Below are 15500 nucleotides of genomic sequence, written 5' to 3' on the forward strand. Positions count from 1 at the left end.
AAAATAATATATGGCTCGGTAGCTCAGTCGGTAGAGCAAAGGACTGAAAATCCTTGTGTCGGCGGTTCGATTCCGTCCCGAGCCACCATTTTTATCATAGTTCCGAAAGAAGGTTCCCGCTTCATGCAAAGCTAAGTGGGAGTAGTTCACAGACATGTCAGATGTTCAAACCACCCCGGCTTAGTTCAATGGGTAGCGACGAACATTCGCATCGTCGAGTCTGTTGCGAGTTGCCTCGACGCACAAGGCTTCCTTGAATGAGCTTGAAGAGGAAGAGGCACAACCAGGCAGACAACATGAGTCACTAGCTAATTTTAAATGTGCCGGCTTAGCTCAATTGGTAGAGCAACTGACTTGTAATCAGTAGGTTGCGGGTTCAAGTCCTGCAGCCGGCATTCTTATTCCTTAATAACCCCTTAAGCCATTAAGGCGGCAACCGCGAGCCATTAGCTCAGTAACGAGCGCTACATCTTCGAGTTCGCTTCGAGTTGTCCCGACGCATCTGACATCTTCGAATATGCTAGTAGAGGAAGGGACATCGTTGTCTCGGAGTGTTATTGAACCCATGAGCCATTAGCTCAGTAACGAGCGCTGCATCTTCGAGTTCGCTTCGAGTTGCCTCGACGCACTTGGCATCTTTGAATCGGCTGGGAGAGGAAGAGGCAGGTAGAGTGAAACGAAGCTGTAGAGTGTTATCCTAACCATGAGCCATTAGCTCAGTAGGTAGAGCATCTGACTTTTAATCAGAGGGTCGGAGGTTCGAGTCCTCCATGGCTCATCGTCTTGCGGAAGTAGTTCAGCGGTAGAACACCACCTTGCCAAGGTGGGGGTCGCGGGTTCGAGCCCCGTCTTCCGCTCCACTTCCGCCGGGGTGGCGGAATTGGCAGACGCACAGGACTTAAAATCCTGGGGTAGGTAACTACCGTGCCGGTTCGAGTCCGGCCCTCGGCACTTGTGCGCTCGTAGCTCAATTGGATAGAGCATCTGACTACGGATCAGAAGGTTAGGGGTTCGAATCCTCTCGAGCGCGTTTTGTCGGGAAGTAGCTCAGCTTGGTAGAGCACACGGTTCGGGTCCGTGAGGTCGCAGGTTCAAATCCTGTCTTCCCGATTTATCATGGGGCCTTAGCTCAGCTGGGAGAGCGCCTGCTTTGCAAGCAGGAGGTCATCGGTTCGATCCCGATAGGCTCCACCTTTTGACTTAAATTTGGCGGTGTAGCTCAGCTGGCTAGAGCGTACGGTTCATACCCGTGAGGTCGGGGGTTCGATCCCCTCCACCGCCACCATTATCGGACCTTTAGCTCAGCTGGTTAGAGCAGACGGCTCATAACCGTCCGGTCGTAGGTTCGAGTCCTACAAGGTCCACCATTATTATTGTTGCTTTTTTGGAGGAGTACCCAAGTGGTTGAAGGGGTCGGTCTTGAAAACCGAGAGGCGCCGCAAGGCGCGCGGGGGTTCGAATCCCTCCTCCTCCGCCATGCACTTTAAAATCGTGCCGGCTTAGCTCAATTGGTAGAGACGAGCATTCGCATCGTTGAATCTGCTGCGAGTTGTCCCGACGCATCCCACTTCTTTGAATAAGCTTGCAGAGGAAGGGACACCGAGCATTTGACTTCCTCGAATTAGCTGGGAGAGGAAGAGGCACAACCAGGCAGACAACATGAGTCACTAGCTAATTTTAAATATGCCGGCTTAGCTCAATTGGTAGAGCAACTGACTTGTAATCAGTAGGTTGCGGGTTCAAGTCCTGCAGCCGGCACCAGAACGAGGCGACTATGGCGAAGTGGTTAACGCACCAGATTGTGGCTCTGGCATGCGTGGGTTCGATTCCCACTAGTCGCCCTTTTCATTAATATTCTATATTTGCGGGTGTAGTTTAGTGGTAAAACCTCAGCCACGAGCATCTGCATCATCGAATCTGCTTCGAGTTGCCCCGACGCATCTGGCTTCTGTGAATCAGCTGGTAGAGGAAGGGGCATGGAAGCAGCGTGGCGGATGTTCAACTAAATGATATGCGGGTGTAGTTTAGTGGTAAAACCTCAGCCTTCCAAGCTGATGTCGTGGGTTCGATTCCCATCACCCGCTTTTTATGGGCCTATAGCTCAGCTGGTCAGAGCGCACGCCTGATAAGCGTGAGGTCGGTGGTTCAAGTCCACTTAGGCCCATTATTTTCTATTGAATATTTTTGGGTCATTCGCTATAATAATGGGCGAACAATGCCCCATCGTTCCACAGCAAAATCGGAGCGACGAGCTTCACATCTTCGAATTCGCTGCGAGTTGCCTCGACGCATCTCGCTTCCTTGAATTAGCTGGCAGAGGAAGAGGCAACGAGCACATTTGGAAGATGTGCATAACATATAGTTATTCATCATTCCGCAATAGCTCAGCGGTAGAGCAACCGGCTGTTAACCGGTAGGTCGTAGGTTCGAATCCTACTTGCGGNTTCATCATTCCGCAATAGCTCAGCGGTAGAGCAACCGGCTGTTAACCGGTAGGTCGTAGGTTCGAATCCTACTTGCGGAGCCATTTCTTTGGAGAAGTACCCAAGTGGCTGAAGGGGACGGTTTGCTAAACCGTTAGGTCGCAGTTTTGCGGCGCGCGGGTTCAAATCCCGCCTTCTCCGCCATAATGGCCCGTTGGTCAAGTGGTTAAGACACCGCCCTTTCACGGCGGTAACACGGGTTCGAATCCCGTACGGGTCACTGGTTGCTGGCACCAGAGATTCTGGTGCCCTTTTGTACAATTTCTTTTGTCGATTTTTGCGTTTTTTTCTTGCGATGCGTGTGGAAGTCTGTTATAATATCTCTCGTTAGCTTTAAAATTACGTTATGATTGTTGGGGACAACGCAGTGTTTCGTTTCGTTAAAGAACGAGGCATTGCGTTTTTTTCTTTATCACCCTAAACCGAGAAGACCCCCACTTCCACGCGTGAGCGTAGGTGGGAGAGAGTTCAAGTAGGGAGGGAGTCCCCCGTTTCCAACAGCAGGAAAGTGGGGGGAAGATCAAATGAACAATTGGGCGTCGGCTTCGCCGCCATGAATTTGCACAAACATCGTTTGGATGGCTTGAAGCTGGCGCTTGGCGGTTTCTTCTGGCGTTGATGGGAGAAAGTAAACGATTTGCAAAGCGTTTTTCGTTTCTCTCGTCACGGCGGTCCGCTCCGAATCGACGATCGGACTGCCAAACGGCCCTCGTTCATCTTTGCTGACGAGTTTGTTGGCAAAGTTGACTGTGCGGCCGTTTAACGCGATGTATTCATCTTGTTCCGTGCCGATCGTGAGCGTCACTGTCCCGTTGATGCGGTCTAGATCATAGATGCCGAGCGGAATTTTATAATAGAGTGAAAAAAAGTTGTTTATGTCCGCCGCTGAATGGATAGGCGGAATGAAGCTTTTTTTCTGGATGCGTCGGTACAGGCTTTCACTTGACGGTCGATAGCGGCTTGGGTCCGTTCCGATTTGTTTGAAAGTACGGCGCCATTCGACCATCTCAGGGATGTCGGCAATCGACTTTTCCTGCAGCTCGATGTAAAGAGATTCTTGAAACAGCTCAAGCCTCCCCCTTAACATTTGCGGTGAATCGCTGACCTCGATATGATGATAGCGGATGACGCCGAATTTACCAGAAGGAAGGCGTTGCTTTAGTTGTTCTGATATCACGCATTTCATCTTGATCACCTCGGATTTCATTTTACCATATATGACGAAAGGAGGGAAAACGATGGATGTTATGGCATTAAAGCAGGAAGTCATTGAGTACAGTCGGTCAATCGGCATTGATAAAATCGGATTTGCGAGCGCTGATCCGTTTGTTGAATTAAAGGAACGGCTGCGCCGCCAGCAGGAGCTCGGCTATCAGTCCGGTTTTGAGGAACCAGATATTGAGAAACGGACGAATCCTTCATTGCTTCTTCCGGAAGCAAAATCGATTATTGCCATTGCTCTTGCCTATCCGTCTAAAATGAAAAATGCGCCGCGGGGGACAAAGACGGAACGGCGCGGCGTTTTTTGCCGCGCTTCATGGGGAAAGGACTACCACGATGTGTTGCGGGAACGTTTGCAGCAGCTCGAGGAGTTTTTGCTGGCCAAAGTGCCCCATGCCCGCGTTCGCTCGATGGTGGATACCGGAGAGCTCGCTGATCGGGCGGTGGCGGAACGAGCAGGGATCGGTTGGAGCGGCAAGAACTGCTCTATTATTACACCGGAGTTTGGATCGTATGTGTATTTGGGAGAAATGATTACGAATATTCCATTTCCCCCTGATGAACCGGTTGAAAACCGATGCGGCACGTGCACGAAATGCATTGATGCCTGCCCGACCGGGGCGCTTGTGCAAGGGGGGCAACTGAACGCACAGCGGTGCCTTTCCTTTTTAACGCAAACGAAAGGCTTTTTAGCCGACGAGTTTCGGGAGAAAATCGGGAACCGGCTGTACGGCTGCGATACATGCCAGCAAGTCTGCCCGGAAAATAAGGGGAAAGACTTTCATTTGCATCCAGAATTCGAGCCGGATCCGGAAGCGGTAAAGCCGAAGCTCATCCCGCTGCTTCAGATGAGCAACCGTGAATTTAAAGAAACATTTGGGGCCATGGCGGGTTCATGGCGTGGGAAAAAGCCGATTCAGCGCAATGCCATTCTGGCGCTCGCCCATTACAAAGACCAAACCGCGGTGCCGCACTTACTGCGTTTGTTGAAAGAGGATAGCCGTCCCGTCATCCGCGGGACGGCGGCGTGGGCGCTCGGGAAAATCGGGGATCCAAGCGCTAAGCCTTACTTGGAGGCCGCGCGGCAAACGGAGGCGGATGCCGATGTGATCGCTGAGATTGAAAAAGGACTGAAACTGTTGGCTGAGGCAAAGGAATAGGGAAAAAAACGCAGCTTCCCCACATAAGGTAGTAACAAAAACGAAAGTGGTGGAAAGCAGCATGAAAAAACAGTTGCGCGCGTGGTTGGATGAGCGAGCCCGCTCGTTTGTGTCGGAAAGCAATATCCGAAGCGAAGAGGCGGCAAGAAAGCAACGGCTTTGCCAAAAGCGCGGTGCGGAGATCGTCCGTTGCACGATCCGGGGACAAATTGTCGGCAGGCAGACCATCGAGCGGGAAGCGAAAGTTATGTATATTGCCCACCATCAATTTTTAATTAAGCAAAGGGGTTCACTATATATAGAAGAACAGGTTGAGGAGCGATGCGCCTGTTTTGTTCGCGGTGAGCTTGTAACTGATGAACCGATCAACCGGTTGGGGGGGGATATGGAGGCGCCGCGCGTCGAACGAGAGCAATGGACGGGGGAGCGTCTTTCTTACCAGTATGACCGCGCCCGGGCGGTGCGGTATGCGGAAACGTGGTGGAATCGGCATAACCCGGTGTTTCCGTCGTTTCCGGTGGATTGCACGAATTTTGTCTCTCAATGCTTGTATGCAGGCGGGGCGCCGATGACGGGCTATCCGAACCGGGCGAGGGGATGGTGGTGTCAACACGGAAGTTGGAGTTACAGCTGGGCTGTGGCCCATGCTTTTCGTTGGTATTTGAGCGGGTCGCGCATCGGCTTGCAGGCGGTGGAAGTGGCGGAGCCGGAGCAATTGATGGCAGGTGATGTCATCTGTTATGATTTTCAAGGGGACGGACGCTTCGACCACTCAACGATTGTGGTGGCGAAAGATCAGAACGGGATGCCGCTTGTGAACGCCCATACGACAAACAGCCGAATGCGCTATTGGTCGTATGAAGATTCAAGCGCCTATACGCCGAACATTCGCTATAAGTTTTTTCACATCATCGATCGCAAATAAACGTTGCTGAGGTGAAGGAAATGCCGCTTCATGTAGTGCTATACCAGCCAGAAATTCCAGCCAATACTGGAAACATCGCTCGTACGTGCGCAGCAACCGATACGTCGCTCCATTTGATCCGCCCGCTCGGTTTTTCTACGGATGATAAAATGTTAAAGCGCGCCGGGCTTGATTATTGGCCGTATGTCAATATTTCGTATTATGACTCGCTTGACGAACTATTCGCCCGCTTTCCGGAAGGGGAGTTTTATTTCATTACGAAATTCGGGCGCCGGTATTATGATTCGTTTGATTTCAGCGATACAGAAAAACATATTTTCTTTGTGTTCGGCCGTGAAACGACCGGACTGCCGAAGGAGCTGCTTGAGGCCAATATGGACCGTTGCCTTCGCATCCCGATGAATGACAAAGTGCGCTCGTTAAACTTGTCGAACACGGCGGCCATTTTAGTGTACGAAGCGTTGCGCCAACAACGGTTTTATGGGTTGTCATAAACAAAAAAACGACCTTCGCTCTGGAGGTCGTTTTTTTGGTCTTATTGTCTGACGCCTGGTTTGTCTTCATAGCCAGCGGTGAAAATGGCCGTCAAAAACGCAATGATAACCCCTAGCACAAGCAAAGTGCGCATCGTTTGTTCCTCCTTCATAATGAAAGTGGCAGGCGTTTCCCCCTTTATTATAGCGAATATGGCCAAGCATGTGAATGACCGCAGTTGGTTGTTAGGAGACAAAATTTTTTTTGCGGCGAATGATACGGGACATCCTCGCATAAATTGTAATAATCTTGCTGTTAGACATCCAAGGGTGAGGAGGTCCTTTATGGATATTTTGCAAAAAATCGCCCGGTATCGGGAAGAAGAAGAAAAGTTGAAATGGGAAGGAACGTTTGCTGAGTATTTAAAGATTTTAAAAGAAAAGCCGTGGGTGGCCCAGTCGGCTCATTCGCGTGTTTATAATATGATCAAAGATGCTGGGGTCGAAGAGGTGAATGGGCGGAAACGATATAAGTTTTTCAGCCAGCACCTGTTCGGGCTTGAGGAGGCGCTTGAGCGGCTCGTTGAGGAATATTTCCACCCGGCGGCGAAGCGGCTTGATGTGCGGAAACGGATTTTGCTGCTGATGGGGCCAGTTGGCGGCGGGAAGTCGACGCTTGTGACTTTGCTAAAGCGTGGGCTTGAAGAGTATTCAAAAACAGAGCGCGGCGCGGTGTATGCCATTAAAGGGTGCCCGATGCATGAAGATCCGCTTCACCTCATTCCTCACCATTTGCGCGACGATTTTTACCGCGAATACGGCATTCGCATCGAAGGCGAGCTGTCGCCGCTCAATATGATGCGGCTTGAGAAAGAGTACGGCGGACGCATTGAAGACGTGCTAGTGGAGCGCATTTTCTTCTCGGAAAACCGCCGCGTCGGCATCGGGACGTTCAGTCCGTCTGATCCAAAATCGCAAGACATCGCCGATTTAACGGGAAGCATCGATTTTTCAACGATCGCGGAATACGGCTCCGAGTCCGACCCGCGCGCGTACCGGTTTGACGGCGAGCTGAACAAAGCCAACCGCGGGATTATGGAATTTCAAGAGATGTTAAAGTGCGATGAAAAATTTCTTTGGCATTTGCTGTCGCTGACGCAAGAAGGCAATTTCAAGGCTGGGCGGTTTGCTTTAATCAGCGCCGACGAATTGATTATCGCTCATACGAACGAAACGGAATATCGGTCGTTCATCGCCAACAAAAAGAACGAGGCGCTCCATTCGCGCATCATCGTCATGCCGATTCCATACAACTTGCGCGTCTCGGAAGAAGAGCGCATTTACGAAAAAATGATCCGCGAAAGCGATGTCGCCGACGTGCATATCGCTCCACATACGTTGCGGATTGCGGCCATGTTTACGATTTTGACGCGGTTGAAAGAATCGAAGCGGCCGGATGTGGATTTATTGAAGAAAATGCGCTTGTATGATGGCGAAATGATCGAAGGATTCAGCGAGGTCGATGTGGAGGAGCTGAAAAAGGAGCATCCGGACGAGGGGATGAGCGGCATCGACCCACGCTATGTCATCAACCGCATTTCTGCCTGCATCATTCGCAAAGGAGTGCCGTCGATCAATGCGCTTGACGTGCTTCGTTCGTTGAAAGAAGGGTTGGATCAGCATCCGTCGATCACGAAGGAAGACCGCGAGCGGTACTTGAACTTCATTTCGCTTGTGCGTAAAGAATATGACGAAATCGCCAAACAAGAAGTGCAAAAGGCGTTCGTCTATTCGTATGAAGAGTCGGCGAAAACGTTGATGGATAACTATTTGGACAACGTCGAGGCGTACTGCAACAAGACGAAACTGCGCGATCCGCTCACTGGCGAGGAAATGAATCCGGATGAAAAGCTGATGCGCTCGATCGAGGAACAAATCGGCATTTCCGAAAATGCGAAAAAAGCGTTTCGTGAAGAAATTTTAATCCGCATTTCCGCCTATGCGCGCAAAGGGCAGCGATTTGATTACAACTCGCATGAACGGCTGCGCGAGGCAATCCAGAAAAAACTGTTCGCTGATCTAAAAGATATTGTGAAAATTACAACGTCGACGAAAACACCGGATGAGCAGCAGTTGAAAAAAATTAACGAAGTCGTCGCCCGCCTCATTGATGAATACGGGTACAACTCCACGTCAGCCAACGAATTGCTCCGCTATGTCGGCAGCTTGTTGAACCGCTAGGCATGCCTCAAGCGCTGAGGCATGCTTTTTTTATCCTCCTCCTCTGTCTGACCGAGTTGCACAGGGAGGGTCGAGCAAAGACGACGCAGCGAGCTTCGCTAAAAGGAAGAGAACAAGAGGGCGCGAAGCTGATAATCGGGCTTGTCTACTTTTCTATTTTCCTCATTCATTGGTCAATTATTTTGAATTTTTGCATACGATAAAATAAACCAACTTGGCATAGTGATGGCCCGTTTTGATGACGCCAACATAAGTATATGCGGGAAAGCGAAAAGTGTGAAAATGATTTTTTCAAAGGAGGGGAAAACATGAAGGGGAATTTTGTTGTATCGAAGGAAGACTGGTCCCTCCACCGCAAAGGATATGATGATCAAAAGCGCCATCAAGAAAAAGTGAAGGAAGCGATCAAAAACAATTTGCCCGACTTAATTACGGAAGAAAGCATTATCATGTCCAACGGGCGCGATGTGATTAAAATTCCGATCCGCTCGCTCGATGAATACAAAATCCGCTACAATTATGAGAAAAACAAACACGTCGGCCAAGGAAATGGAGACAGCCAAGTCGGTGATGTGGTGGCCCGAGACGGAAGCGGGGAGGGGCAGGGGCCAGGAAAAGGCCAAGGTGCTGGCGATTTGCCGGGCCAAGATTATTACGAAGCTGAAGTGTCGCTGATGGAGATTGAGGAAGCGTTCTTTAGCCAATTGGAGCTGCCCAACTTGCAACGAAAAGAGCTGGATCAAAATGTAACCCAACATATCGAATTTAACGACATCCGCCGCACCGGGCTGATGGGGAATATCGATAAGAAGCGGACGATGCTCGCTGCCTTCAAGCGCAATGCCATGAACGGCAAACCAGGCTTTTATCCGATTTACCGTGAAGATTTGAAGTTTAAAACGTGGAACGAAGTCGTCAAACCAGAATCGAAGGCGGTCGTCTTGGCGATGATGGACACAAGCGGATCGATGGGCATGTGGGAAAAATATATGGCACGCAGCTTTTTCTTCTGGATGACCCGCTTTTTGCGCACGAAATACGAAACGGTGGACATCGCCTTTATCGCCCATCATACGGAAGCAAAAGTCGTCAGTGAGGAGGAGTTTTTCACGAAAGGGGAAAGCGGTGGAACGATTTGCTCATCAGCCTACCGCAAGGCGCTTGAACTCATTGAGACAAAATATCCACCGTCGCGCTACAACATTTATCCGTTCCACTTCTCGGACGGCGACAACCTGACATCGGACAATGCCCGCTGCGTGAAGCTTGTTCAGGAGCTGATGAAAGTATCGAACATGTTTGGGTATGGGGAAGTCAACCAGTACAATCGTTCACCCTCTACCCTCATGCGAGCATACGGCAACATGAAACACGAGAAATTCAGGTACTATATTTTAAAGCAAAAGTCCGATGTGTTCCAGGCATTGAAACATTTCTTTTCCGCAGAAAAAAAAGGAGGCCGTCGCCTCTAGATCCTAGATCCTAGGATAAAGCTGAATGGTAAACTGGTCTTTCTTCGTCCATTCCGGTTTTCTTAGGTATGTCGCTTTCTCAAGCACCGACTTGAGAAGGCGATTTTTCTTTTCTACGTCATCTGTGAGGCGATAGGCGTCGAGCACCTTCTTGACTGTCGGGATGTATTCGTTGATGTTCTTTTCTTTCAGCTGCTCCTTGTCGATTTCCTCCCGTAGTTGATCGATTTTCTCTTGGGTTTTCTTGATCCGGCTGACGATCGTTTGCTGGCGCTCAAGGAACGTCTCGATCGTATAGACGCCTCGCTCTAGCAAGTCGTGCAGCGTGTCCTTTTGTTTGTGGAGCTCTCGGAGCTCTTTTTCTTTTTTCTCAATGGCCTTTTGCTTTAGCGGGATGACCGAACGCTGTTCTTTTCGGGCAAGAGCTTCCTCCTGCACTTCAAACTGATCGACGAACTCGGCGAGAGATTGCAAGATTTTCTCTTCGACGAGCGGCAGGAGCGCTCCCTTTTGCACACCTTTGCATTTCGGATTTGGGCAACGCACAAGCGGATGAGGGCGGTCTTTACGCGGCTGATACCACATCGTATAGCCGCAGAGTTCGCATTTCAACAACCCGGCCAGCGGGTTGGCTAACGGTTTGCTTTCCACCGTAGAAGGGCGCCAGCGGCTCCGATATGCCTTGTTGGCGGCTTCCCAGAGCTCCTTAGACACAAGGGGTTCATGGGCGTTCTCTTTGATATACCAGCGCTCTCTTGGCATTTTCTTGCGTTTATACTTGCCGTTTTGCTTAATGTATTTCACCTTGCCCCAGATGATATGCCCGAGATACACCTCATTTTTGATAATGGCGCTGATCGTCGAAGGAGACCAGAAAGCGCGCTTTTCATCAGGCGGCTTCACTCCGAGCCGATCCAGTTCAGCGGCGATTGCCTGGCGGCCGTGTCCGTCGCGCATCATCTCAAAGATTTTCACCACCACCCATGACGTTTCCGGATCGGGGTATAGCTTGAGATTTTCGTCGCGAAGATAGCCGTACGGTGGCTTTTTTGAAATGGAGCGTCCTTTCGCAGCCGAGTCGCGCCGGCCACCTTGGAGGCGCTTCGTAATGACTTTGAGCTCTTCGCGTGACACGATGGACTTTACTCCGAAAACGAGCTCCCATGTCTCGCTTTCCGGGTCATAGACTTCCGTCGGGGTGATGATTTTCGTTCCCGAATAGCGAAAGGCGCGGTCTAGAATCCCCTGATCGAGCATATCCCCACGGCCGAGGCGGTCAATGTCCATGACAAGCACCGCATCAGCCACTCCCGTTTCCAGCTCGCGCAAAAGCTTCTGAATCTCGGAGCGTTCAGCGATGGACTCGCCGGACACAATCTCTTCAAAGATGCCGAGAATATTGTGTCCTTCTTTACGCGCTATGGCTAGCAAGTTATCTCGATGTCGCTGCAATGTGTCATATGACGCGCCGGACTCAGCAGCTTTTTTCTCTTCTTCGATGTCCTTGCGGCTTTTACGCAGGTAGATAAAAACATCCAAGTTTCTCGGCCTATACATAAAACCACCTCTGACCTGGAATAGAACTCGCTATCACCATGTATGCAAAAAAAGAGGTAAATATGCGGACTAGCCGTATTTTATGTGATTCATTCATTCTGTGGCGGTATAATTCATGATTTTTAGTTGTTCCTTTGGTCCATCTGCTGTAAATAACGAATGATTTCTTGCTGTTCTTCATCCGTTAAATCTCCGTCAATAAATAGAGATCCAACATGTGACGCAGCATACTCACGAAGTAAGCGGAGATTATTCTCGGCATCACGGCCGACAGCGGCGGCAACCGGTTCAGCGACTTGCATATATCCGAAAAGCGCCTCATAAAACCGGTAGCTTTCCCATTGCTCCTTAAAGCGATCCCAGCGCCGTTTAGCGAACAGCGGCTCCACACCAAACGTTTCGCTCAGTACATAGATGATTTCCTTTTCTGTGTGCGGAAGCTCAAGCTCAAGCAGCATAAACGTCGGCACACAAAAGTGCAGCGCAAAATTCGTCGCCTGGGCTTCTTGTAGCTGTACGAGGGAAGGGGGAAGTAGCATTTGATTTCCCGCATGGCGCAATACATGCCCAAGCTCATGGCCAAACTCTTGCCATTGTTGCTGACGGCTGAGGCGGCGGTCGATGATGATGCTGTACACTCCGTTCCGTTCGATCGCTGTGCTTCGGATATCGGCAAAATGCAGCCAGACGTTCAACTTTGCGGCAATGTCGATCATATCGAGCTGACCAGGCTCTATGATAGCCAAATGGTCGTACAATTCGTGAATATATTGTTCCAGTGGGGTGAATTGGTATGATGAGAATTTCATGGGAATCACCTCACTTTTATTATAGGAACATGTGTTTGGTAAGGCAATAGAAAAAGAAAAAAGCCCCTAAAAAGGGGCTCAATGATCCGGAAATAATTATTTCTAATCGAAAAACTTAGGGTAGAATAAAATATCTCTCAAATGAGCACCTCATCCCAAAAATCATTTTCGTGTACGATAACGATTGGCGTGCCTTTTTTCCTTAATTCAATGGCTTTCTCAACTTTCCGCCCATAGCAAGCGAACGCCCAGCAAGGATTGCCGTTGCCTCCCACGATGAGGTAGTTGGTACTCTTAGTGACATTGTCGTTGAATATTCCGCCCATCTCTTGAATGATGCGGGCAATCTCGTTGCGTGTAGCCCTGTGAGAGGCACCGGTAAAGGAGAACACTTTATTTTCGAATATGATTTCTGGATTAACAGCGCATATGCCACTGATTGAGTATTGGCTTTGTAGGAATTTTACGTCTAATTCATGAATGTTGCGGGATACCTTTGTATCAATAAAAGTGGTAAAAAAGGCTTTTAGCAAGTTTTTCTCGTCTTCGCTGATCATCCCGTCTTGCTTTACACTTACCAGCAGGCTATGGATCTCGTCAAAGGGATATGTTCCTCTTAAAAAGTCATGGTCATCGATCCAAATGGACAGTTGTTCAATTTCCATGTCATTCAAAACGTTGTCTGCCATGATGCCGTGGAGAATCCCGTGTAGCTGCTGTATAGATGATGTGATGACATCATAATAGCTGTTAAAATCGTTCTCATTAATAATGTTGTTGCAAAGCCACAGAATATCCTCAAGCTCTTCTTCTTCCAATTTGTTATCCAGCAAAGCTTGGTCAATTAACGGGATAATCTCGTTAAAAGGCGCTTTTTTTGCAAATCGTCTATGTAGGTTACACCAATGAATGAGCTCCGTGATCTCTTTTTCGTTAGTGATGTTATCGGAACGGATCCCATGGATAATTCCGATCAGAGAGTTGATGGACTTGTGCAACTCGGCTTTTGAGGCGAACTTGCGATAGTCTTCAATTTCTTTGAACTTGCTCATTTTCTCTCCCCCATTTCATACAAGAATAAAAAAGACATCAAGCCACATGGCGGTGATGTCTTTTCCTGCTGCATATCCGTATAGTTTATAGACTCAAATAATCCTCGATGACTTTTTCAGCTTTACCGACATACTTTCGATAGTCTTCTAATGATTTTAAAGCCTTATCAAAATCTTTAACAATCAGCGGAGATAAGGGCAATAAATCATCAGGAGTTCGAATCAAAATGCGTGTTTGTCCTGATTCGTTTTTCGAAGCTGGCTCACAAACAACGCCAGGACACAGCTCGATGATTTCTTGTTCTAATCGTTTGGAGAGCAAGTATTTCTTTTTGCCTGTTAACTTGATTCGGGCAAACGAGTAAAACGCTTGTATGTCCAAGTAAGTCGATGTTCGAGAATAACGAACAAGACTAGTGTCACGGTTATGATCACTTAATATGCGCAGAACAATGTCATAAGCTCTTTTTTCATCATCGGAAAGACGAAATTTTTCCTCTCTCCGTTTTTGGCATGTTCGATAAACAGCGGCACAAGTCAAACAGTCGTCTAGTGCATGGTGTGAACTTAAATCTAATTGTAACCACTGTTTTAGCGTTTCTAGTTGATGATTTGGTGTTTCGGCTATGTATTTTCTCGCTAAGCTTAAAGTGTCAATGACCAAGTTTTGCGGCTTTTCCATTCTCAGCCGTTGAACGTTGCTTAATAAAAACTTTATGTCAAAAGGAGCATTGTGAGCGATCAGTACATCATCCTTTAGAAATTGGATAAAATCCGGGAAGATCTCTTCAATTGTGGGAGCATCTTTCACATCTTCGTCCGTGATCCCGGTAATGTCCGTTATTTTAGATGGGATCGGTCTCTCAGGGTTAACGAACGAAACAAATTGTTCGATTGGCTCATGATTTCGAAAACGTATCGCCGCGATTTGGATAATAGCGTCTTTCTCTGGGCTTAATCCTGTTGTTTCAAAATCTAAAACCACATAGTCGTTAGGGGTGAATGTCGCTTTTTGATAAGTATAATGATTATCTGAAGGCATCTCTATTTTCTTGTTTGTATGAGATGAAGAAAAGCCATATTCGACAGTTACCATTATCGGTGTAGGGTGAATTTCTGCATTTTCATGATTTTCACGCTCTTCATTATAAGGCTTCATGTCACTCGTGTTTGCGAGATCACCTTTGCTAGCTGGAGCATCAACATCTTTATCCTTTTTGGTTATTTTCCCGAGAAAGCGTTGTAAAATCCCCATTTTCCTCTCCCCTAAAGAACATAAAGCCCAAAGTGTTATTTATCCTTTGGCTTCCGCTCCCCCTCACTCTTGAGGATCTCCCATATTTTCAGCAATTGTTCCCGTCGCTCCTCCGGCGCTTCGGCCAGTTCCTTGAAGAACAGCCCCAGCTCGGGATCCTTGAGCTCCTCCGGAATGTCATCCTGCTCGGACGGGTTCGGATGGTCAGTCCGGCCGAGGAGGTAGTCGGTGGTGACGTTGAAAAAGTCAGCGAGCTGTCTAACGAATTCAAAGGATGGTTCTCTTTCATCTCTTTCATACATTCCTATTGTGCTCTCGCCGAGACTGAACTTATCAGCCAAGTCCTTTTGAGTCATATTCATTTTTTTCCGCAAGAAGCGGAGTCTTTTACCAAAAGTCATAATAATCACCTATCATAAATTTTAACACAAAGCGTGTGAACAAAAACAAAATATTCACCATAGAACACAAAAAGTGTTGACAACACAGAATGTGTGGTTTAATATTTAAGTAAAGAACACGATTTGTGCAGAAGAGAGGTGGCTAGGCGATTGAATAAGCAGAAAATAGCAGAAACCTTGGTCAAATTACGTGGTAATCGTTCACGCGAAGAAGTAGCTAATGCTGTTGGAATAAGTGTTAGTGCGCTACAAATGTATGAAAACGCCAAAAGGATTCCTAAAGACGAAATCAAGTTAAGAATAGCTCGGTATTATGGAGTTCCAGTCGAGTCAATTTTTTTTAAACAATAACTGCACAAATTGTGTTCTCATGGTCTGTTATCCCCTTTTCAACGTTACCTGTGAAGGAGGTGAAGCGAATGTCATCAAACGCCCCTCATGCTCCGCATAA

The 15500-nt window shown here is 48.3% G+C and carries 12 protein-coding genes and 19 tRNA genes; 25 read left to right on the forward strand and 6 right to left on the reverse strand.

All coding sequences use genetic code 11. The features are described 5' to 3' along the window. The first annotated feature begins 12 nt into the window (after positions 1–12). From T260_RS125030 to T260_RS124940, 19 genes are all read left to right on the forward strand, one after another. A tRNA-Phe gene (locus T260_RS125030) sits at positions 13–88 on the forward strand. Between the two features lie 234 nt (positions 89–322). Continuing rightward, positions 323–395: transfer RNA gene (locus tag T260_RS125025), tRNA-Thr, on the forward strand. Between the two features lie 310 nt (positions 396–705). Further along, positions 706–778, forward strand: a tRNA-Lys gene (locus T260_RS125020). A gap of 7 nt (positions 779–785) precedes the next feature. Continuing rightward, positions 786–860, forward strand: a tRNA-Gly gene (locus tag T260_RS125015). Positions 861–865: 5 nt separating this feature from the next. After that, positions 866–951: transfer RNA gene (locus T260_RS125010), tRNA-Leu, on the forward strand. A gap of 5 nt (positions 952–956) precedes the next feature. Continuing rightward, positions 957–1030, forward strand: a tRNA-Arg gene (locus tag T260_RS125005). Between the two features lie 6 nt (positions 1031–1036). After that, positions 1037–1110 (forward strand) — tRNA-Pro (locus T260_RS125000). 8 nt (positions 1111–1118) lie between these two features. Next, a tRNA-Ala gene (locus tag T260_RS124995) sits at positions 1119–1191 on the forward strand. A 17-nt stretch (positions 1192–1208) separates the two neighbouring features. After that, positions 1209–1285: transfer RNA gene (locus tag T260_RS124990), tRNA-Met, on the forward strand. A 5-nt stretch (positions 1286–1290) separates the two neighbouring features. After that, positions 1291–1367: transfer RNA gene (locus T260_RS124985), tRNA-Ile, on the forward strand. Positions 1368–1386: 19 nt separating this feature from the next. Next, positions 1387–1477, forward strand: a tRNA-Ser gene (locus tag T260_RS124980). A 208-nt stretch (positions 1478–1685) separates the two neighbouring features. After that, positions 1686–1761, forward strand: a tRNA-Thr gene (locus tag T260_RS124975). 7 nt (positions 1762–1768) lie between these two features. Further along, positions 1769–1841: transfer RNA gene (locus T260_RS124970), tRNA-His, on the forward strand. Between the two features lie 172 nt (positions 1842–2013). After that, positions 2014–2084: transfer RNA gene (locus T260_RS124965), tRNA-Gly, on the forward strand. Positions 2085–2090: 6 nt separating this feature from the next. Further along, positions 2091–2164, forward strand: a tRNA-Ile gene (locus tag T260_RS124960). 210 nt (positions 2165–2374) lie between these two features. Next, positions 2375–2445: transfer RNA gene (locus tag T260_RS124955), tRNA-Asn, on the forward strand. Between the two features lie 7 nt (positions 2446–2452). Continuing rightward, positions 2453–2527: transfer RNA gene (locus T260_RS124950), tRNA-Asn, on the forward strand. Between the two features lie 7 nt (positions 2528–2534). Then, a tRNA-Ser gene (locus tag T260_RS124945) sits at positions 2535–2627 on the forward strand. A 4-nt stretch (positions 2628–2631) separates the two neighbouring features. Then, positions 2632–2703, forward strand: a tRNA-Glu gene (locus T260_RS124940). A gap of 300 nt (positions 2704–3003) precedes the next feature. Here T260_RS124940 and T260_RS124935 read toward each other — a convergent pair. Then, positions 3004–3669, reverse strand: coding sequence for a B3/B4 domain-containing protein (locus T260_RS124935; RefSeq protein WP_011229985.1), 666 nt, complete (start codon positions 3667–3669; stop codon positions 3004–3006). A gap of 52 nt (positions 3670–3721) precedes the next feature. On the opposite strand from T260_RS124935, the gene queG reads away from it, so the two are divergent. The 5 genes from queG to yhbH all read left to right on the forward strand — a co-directional run bounded on the left by queG (position 3722) and on the right by yhbH (position 9975). Then, positions 3722–4864 carry a tRNA epoxyqueuosine(34) reductase QueG gene (gene queG, locus T260_RS124930; RefSeq protein ID WP_011229986.1) on the forward strand — a complete coding sequence of 381 codons (1143 nt, stop codon included), beginning with the start codon at positions 3722–3724 and terminating at the stop codon, positions 4862–4864. A 61-nt stretch (positions 4865–4925) separates the two neighbouring features. Next, positions 4926–5789 carry an amidase domain-containing protein gene (locus T260_RS124925; RefSeq protein WP_023634359.1) on the forward strand — a complete coding sequence of 288 codons (864 nt, stop codon included), beginning with the start codon at positions 4926–4928 and terminating at the stop codon, positions 5787–5789. Positions 5790–5809: 20 nt separating this feature from the next. Further along, entirely contained in the window at positions 5810–6283 is a 474-nt protein-coding gene (gene trmL / locus T260_RS124920; RefSeq protein ID WP_011229988.1) for a tRNA (uridine(34)/cytosine(34)/5-carboxymethylaminomethyluridine(34)-2'-O)-methyltransferase TrmL, read from the forward strand. A gap of 324 nt (positions 6284–6607) precedes the next feature. Then, the gene (locus tag T260_RS124915) at positions 6608–8503 is read left to right on the forward strand and encodes a PrkA family serine protein kinase (RefSeq protein ID WP_011229990.1); all 1896 of its coding nucleotides are present in this window, start codon (positions 6608–6610) and stop codon (positions 8501–8503) included. Between the two features lie 308 nt (positions 8504–8811). Further along, positions 8812–9975 carry a sporulation protein YhbH gene (yhbH, locus tag T260_RS124910; RefSeq protein WP_023634360.1) on the forward strand — a complete coding sequence of 388 codons (1164 nt, stop codon included), beginning with the start codon at positions 8812–8814 and terminating at the stop codon, positions 9973–9975. Between the two features lie 3 nt (positions 9976–9978). Here the strand turns inward: yhbH and T260_RS124905 are convergent, their stop codons facing one another. The 5 genes from T260_RS124905 to T260_RS124895 all read right to left on the reverse strand — a co-directional run bounded on the left by T260_RS124905 (position 9979) and on the right by T260_RS124895 (position 15049). Further along, positions 9979–11532, reverse strand: coding sequence for a recombinase family protein (locus tag T260_RS124905; RefSeq protein WP_023634361.1), 1554 nt, complete (start codon positions 11530–11532; stop codon positions 9979–9981). 122 nt (positions 11533–11654) lie between these two features. Continuing rightward, complete coding sequence (locus tag T260_RS0120785) at positions 11655–12341, reverse strand: ImmA/IrrE family metallo-endopeptidase (protein WP_023634362.1); 687 nt, start codon at positions 12339–12341, stop codon at positions 11655–11657. A gap of 137 nt (positions 12342–12478) precedes the next feature. Further along, positions 12479–13393 (reverse strand): BRCT domain-containing protein, encoded by a 915-nt coding sequence (locus T260_RS124900; protein WP_023634363.1) that lies wholly within the window; start codon positions 13391–13393, stop codon positions 12479–12481. Between the two features lie 85 nt (positions 13394–13478). Continuing rightward, positions 13479–14648: a 3'-5' exonuclease gene (locus tag T260_RS0120790; RefSeq protein ID WP_023634364.1), complete on the reverse strand. Its 1170-nt coding sequence runs from the start codon at positions 14646–14648 to the stop codon at positions 13479–13481. A gap of 35 nt (positions 14649–14683) precedes the next feature. Continuing rightward, positions 14684–15049, reverse strand: coding sequence for a helix-turn-helix domain-containing protein (locus T260_RS124895; protein WP_023634365.1), 366 nt, complete (start codon positions 15047–15049; stop codon positions 14684–14686). Between the two features lie 150 nt (positions 15050–15199). On the opposite strand from T260_RS124895, the gene T260_RS124890 reads away from it, so the two are divergent. Beyond that, complete coding sequence (locus T260_RS124890; RefSeq protein WP_023634366.1) at positions 15200–15400, forward strand: helix-turn-helix transcriptional regulator; 201 nt, start codon at positions 15200–15202, stop codon at positions 15398–15400. Positions 15401–15500: the final 100 nt, after the last annotated feature.

Origin of the sequence: Geobacillus thermopakistaniensis (assembly GCF_000498995.1) — a bacterium.
Classification (GTDB): Bacteria; Bacillota; Bacilli; order Bacillales; family Anoxybacillaceae; genus Geobacillus; species Geobacillus thermoleovorans.

Bases quoted from the DNA above. Each gene is read 5' to 3' on its own strand.
- T260_RS124915 (WP_011229990.1), top strand. From the start codon at position 6,608: ATGGATATTTTGCAAAAAATCGCCCGGTATCGGGAAGAAGAAGAAAAG.
- queG (WP_011229986.1), top strand. From the start codon at position 3,722: ATGGATGTTATGGCATTAAAGCAGGAAGTCATTGAGTACAGTCGGTCA.
- T260_RS0120785 (WP_023634362.1), bottom strand. From the start codon at position 12,341: ATGAAATTCTCATCATACCAATTCACCCCACTGGAACAATATATTCAC.
- T260_RS0120790 (WP_023634364.1), bottom strand. From the start codon at position 14,648: ATGGGGATTTTACAACGCTTTCTCGGGAAAATAACCAAAAAGGATAAA.
- T260_RS124935 (WP_011229985.1), bottom strand. From the start codon at position 3,669: ATGAAATGCGTGATATCAGAACAACTAAAGCAACGCCTTCCTTCTGGT.
- T260_RS124925 (WP_023634359.1), top strand. From the start codon at position 4,926: ATGAAAAAACAGTTGCGCGCGTGGTTGGATGAGCGAGCCCGCTCGTTT.
- T260_RS124895 (WP_023634365.1), bottom strand. From the start codon at position 15,049: ATGACTTTTGGTAAAAGACTCCGCTTCTTGCGGAAAAAAATGAATATG.
- yhbH (WP_023634360.1), top strand. From the start codon at position 8,812: ATGAAGGGGAATTTTGTTGTATCGAAGGAAGACTGGTCCCTCCACCGC.
- T260_RS124905 (WP_023634361.1), bottom strand. From the start codon at position 11,532: ATGTATAGGCCGAGAAACTTGGATGTTTTTATCTACCTGCGTAAAAGC.
- T260_RS124900 (WP_023634363.1), bottom strand. From the start codon at position 13,393: ATGAGCAAGTTCAAAGAAATTGAAGACTATCGCAAGTTCGCCTCAAAA.
- trmL (WP_011229988.1), top strand. From the start codon at position 5,810: ATGCCGCTTCATGTAGTGCTATACCAGCCAGAAATTCCAGCCAATACT.